Annotated in this window: 6 protein-coding genes; 3 read left to right on the top strand and 3 right to left on the bottom strand. The window is 73.0% G+C overall.

Annotated features, from left to right (window positions below):
* Positions 1-479: LCP family protein (locus UXQ13_RS23490; RefSeq protein WP_336393092.1), on the bottom strand; the 479-nt coding region annotated here is incomplete at its 3' end.
* An 86-nt stretch (positions 480-565) separates the two neighbouring features.
* Positions 566-1,135: a hypothetical protein gene (locus UXQ13_RS23485; RefSeq protein ID WP_225234208.1), complete on the bottom strand. Its 570-nt coding sequence runs from the start codon at positions 1,133-1,135 to the stop codon at positions 566-568.
* 180 nt (positions 1,136-1,315) lie between these two features.
* Between UXQ13_RS23485 and UXQ13_RS23480 the strand changes: the two genes are divergently transcribed.
* Positions 1,316-1,969 (top strand): arsenate reductase/protein-tyrosine-phosphatase family protein, encoded by a 654-nt coding sequence (locus tag UXQ13_RS23480; RefSeq protein ID WP_225234209.1) that lies wholly within the window; start codon positions 1,316-1,318, stop codon positions 1,967-1,969.
* On the opposite strand, the gene UXQ13_RS23475 is transcribed toward UXQ13_RS23480, so the two are convergent.
* Positions 1,927-2,226, bottom strand: a complete 300-nt coding sequence (locus UXQ13_RS23475; protein ID WP_225234210.1) for a hypothetical protein — start codon at positions 2,224-2,226, stop codon at positions 1,927-1,929. The genes UXQ13_RS23480 and UXQ13_RS23475 overlap by 43 nt on opposite strands.
* Positions 2,227-2,416: 190 nt before the next feature.
* Between UXQ13_RS23475 and UXQ13_RS23470 the strand changes: the two genes are divergently transcribed.
* Together UXQ13_RS23470 and UXQ13_RS23465 are read left to right on the top strand one after the other, a co-directional pair.
* On the top strand, positions 2,417-2,842 hold the full coding sequence (locus tag UXQ13_RS23470; RefSeq protein ID WP_225234211.1) for a hypothetical protein: 426 nt from the start codon (positions 2,417-2,419) through the stop codon (positions 2,840-2,842).
* Positions 2,843-2,846: 4 nt separating this feature from the next.
* Positions 2,847-3,129: arsenate reductase/protein-tyrosine-phosphatase family protein (locus UXQ13_RS23465; RefSeq protein WP_472975163.1), on the top strand; the 283-nt coding region annotated here is incomplete at its 3' end.

Below are 3,129 nucleotides of genomic sequence, written 5' to 3'. Positions count from 1 at the left end.
ATCTTGTTCATGCCGTAGCCGGGGATGTCCACCCACGAGTCGCGGGGGATCGAGACCACCTGCACGTGCTGCCGGTCGCCCGACAACCGAGCCAGCATGATCGCGTCGGACCGGGCGTCGGGGATCTCGCCGTCCACGATCTCGGCCCGGGTGTCCGACCCCACCAGCAGGAACGTCACCGGGTCGGCCACGGTGGCGGCTGGCTGCGCGGGGGTGGCCGGCGCCGGGCGCTCGGCCTCGTCGAGGTCGTCGAACACCCCGGCCACCCGGTCCACGTTGCCGGCGTAGCGGTCGGTCAGGAACCAGGCGCCGCCGGCCACGGCGAGCGCCAGCACCACGGTCAGCACACCCAGGCCGACGAGCAGCCGCCGGACGGGAGACACCGACCGCCGGCGGGGACGGGCGGCGGGCGTGGCGACGTCGTCCTCGTCGCCGAACAGCTCGTCGGCATCGGGACCGTGCTCGCGAGACCTGGCCATGCGTCGTCCACCTCCCCGTCGGAAGGCCTCAGGCTAGGGGGTTGACCTGCACGGTCGCCCGCCCGTGACCCCGACGGGGACGCTGGTCAGGGTTCGCAGGGCTGGAAGAAGAACGCCTCGTCGTCGAGCACGGCGGCGTGCACGGTGGCCGAGTAGGAACCGGTGGAGCCGGTCGCGGTATCCGCCTCGTCCACGGTGATCGGCACGGAGTAGACGTCGCCGTCGGGCGCGAGGCCCGCGTACCGGCCGTCGGGCACCTGCCAGCCGGGGTCGACGTCCAGCTCGACGAGGTCCGGTGTGTAGAGCGCCCGGTAGGTGTCGGTGAGGCCCAGGCCCTGCAGGAAGGTCAGGCACTCCGGGCCGCCGAAGCTGAACTCGGGGTGGTTGTGGGTGGCCAGGAAGTCGGCGTACGCGGCCAGCCCGCCCTCCGTGGACGAGCTGAGGCCGGCGTACAGCTCGTCGACCAGGTTGCGGGCCCGGTTCAGGTCGTCGTCGGAGGGGTCGTCGGTACCGCTGGGCCCCGCAGGTGCCGATGACGAGGTCGACGACGGGGACGCCGCGGTCGTCGGGGCGGGCGAGGCGCTGCCCGCCACGGTCGTGCTGCAGGCAGCCACCAGCAGTGCGGTGGGCAGGCAGACCAGGGCAGCTCGGCGCATGTTGGCACCATCGCACAGCCGGGGCCCGGGCACCTGTGGCGATGTGACCGACACGGGTGGGGTCGGTGGGACTCCCGGGACAGGGCGGCACTCGACCCCGAAAGTCCGCACGTCACAACACAACAAATGCGTGTCGTCACACCACGTGACTGATCGGTCCCTACCGTTCCGTCCGTGCGCATGACCTTCGTCTGTACCGGGAACATCTGCCGCTCCGCCGTCGCCGAGCGGATGACCCGCCGTGGCCTGCAGGACTGGCTGCCGGGTGACGCCGACCAGATCGAGGTCGCCAGCGCCGGCACGGCCGCCGTCGTCGGCTCGGCCATGCACCCCGCGTCCCGACGGGCGTTGGAGAACCGGGGGGTGCCCAGCAAGGGCCACGTCGCCCAGCAGCTCACCGAGGAGATGCTCGTCGACTCCGACGTCGTCATCACGATGACCGAGGAGCAGCGCGCCACCGTGCTCTCGATGTACCCGCGCGGCCTGCGCAAGGTTTTCACCCTCCGCGAGGCGGTCGGCCTGCTCGCCACCCTGCCGCCGGTCGTCGCCCCGCTGGCCCGCGACGGGGAGGCGCACGCCCGCGCCCTCGTCGCGCTGCTGGCCGACGCACGTCGCAACCGGGTCACCGAACCCGGCCAGGACGACGTCCCCGACCCGATCGGCCAGCCCGCTCAGGCGCACGTCGAGGTCGCCCAGGTGATCGAGAAGCGCCTCGGCCGGCTGCTGCGCGCCTTCGTGCAGCCCGAGTTCGCCGCCGAGCTGTGGGCACCGGTCACGGCGCCCGCACGGGTTCAGTCGTCGAGCTCGTCGTCGTCGGTGAAGAACGCGGCCTGAGTCGGCTTGGTCGACCGGATCGGCGTCGCGGGGCGGATCCGCGCGTCGTCCTCGGCGGGGTCCGGCTCGGTGCCCGCGAACAGCGGGGTCGGTGCCGCAGCCAGCACGGTCGACCGCGCGGCCGGCTGACGCGCATCCGGGTTGATCGGGAAGCGCATCCGGCAGGCCTGGCACACCTCGCGGTAGGTGACGTTCGCGTCGAAGCGCGGCTTGGGCACGTCGCGCAGCCGCTTCGCGTACCGCGACGAGGTCAGCACCAGTGGTCCACCACCGCAGTGCGGGCACGGGATCTCCGAGTAGCCGAGGATGGTCCGCCTTCGCTTCCTGTCTGCCACGGGCTCCATGGTGGCCTGTCACGCTGGGAGACGTCACCCTCACGGGTAGCTCCGGCGCGTCGATCCGTCGCCCGCCTTGGCGGACAGCGCGCTGACCAGCGACGATGGCCGGATGGACGACGGGGTGAAGGACCGGGTGCGCGTGCAGCTCTCGCGCGACGCGGTCAGCTGCCCGCGCTGCGAGCGCACCGAGCTCCGGCTGATGCGCTCGCGGGACGCACGCACCGGCCTGGCCAAGGTCAACCCGTTCTGGGACGCGCACGAGAAGGTCTACGAGCGCTGCAAGGTCTGCGGCTTCCGGCGGGCGGTCTCCGGTGGCGCCGTGGCCCGAGCCGCGGCCGACCCGGCGCGCGAGGGGCGACCTGTGCTCACCGGGCTCGGCTGGGTCGCGGTGGCGCTGATGGTCGTGCTGATCGCCGTGCTGACCGTGGTGCTGGCCGGTCTGCTCCTGGTTGTCTCGGTCTGGCTGGCCGTCGCCGTCCCGCTGGTCGTGCTGCTGCTCGTCGTCGGCGTGGTCGCCTGGTCCCGGCGGGGCTGACCCCGTGCACCTGCTGTTCGTGTGCACCGGGAACATCTGCCGGTCCCCGCTGGCCGAGCGGCTCACCACGGCCTTCGCCGCCGAGGTGGGCACCTCCGAGCTCACCGCGGAGAGCGCGGGCATCGGTGCCCTGGTGGGCCGGGCGATGGACGGCGAGGCCGCCGCGGTGCTCGCCGAGCTCGGTGGGTCCGCCGAGGGGTTCCGTGCCCGCTCCTTCAGCCCGGCGCTCACCGACCACGCCGATCTCGTGCTCGCCCTCGAGCGCAGCCACCGCGCGGTCGTGCTCG

This window comes from Klenkia terrae (genome assembly GCF_037083865.1).
In the GTDB taxonomy this organism is placed as follows: domain Bacteria; phylum Actinomycetota; class Actinomycetes; order Mycobacteriales; family Geodermatophilaceae; genus Klenkia; species Klenkia terrae.
This window is presented reverse-complemented; position numbering and strand designations above follow the sequence as displayed.

Bases quoted from the DNA above. Each gene is read 5' to 3' on its own strand.
- UXQ13_RS23485 (WP_225234208.1), bottom strand. From the start codon at position 1,135: ATGCGCCGAGCTGCCCTGGTCTGCCTGCCCACCGCACTGCTGGTGGCT.
- UXQ13_RS23480 (WP_225234209.1), top strand. From the start codon at position 1,316: ATGACCTTCGTCTGTACCGGGAACATCTGCCGCTCCGCCGTCGCCGAG.
- UXQ13_RS23470 (WP_225234211.1), top strand. From the start codon at position 2,417: ATGGACGACGGGGTGAAGGACCGGGTGCGCGTGCAGCTCTCGCGCGAC.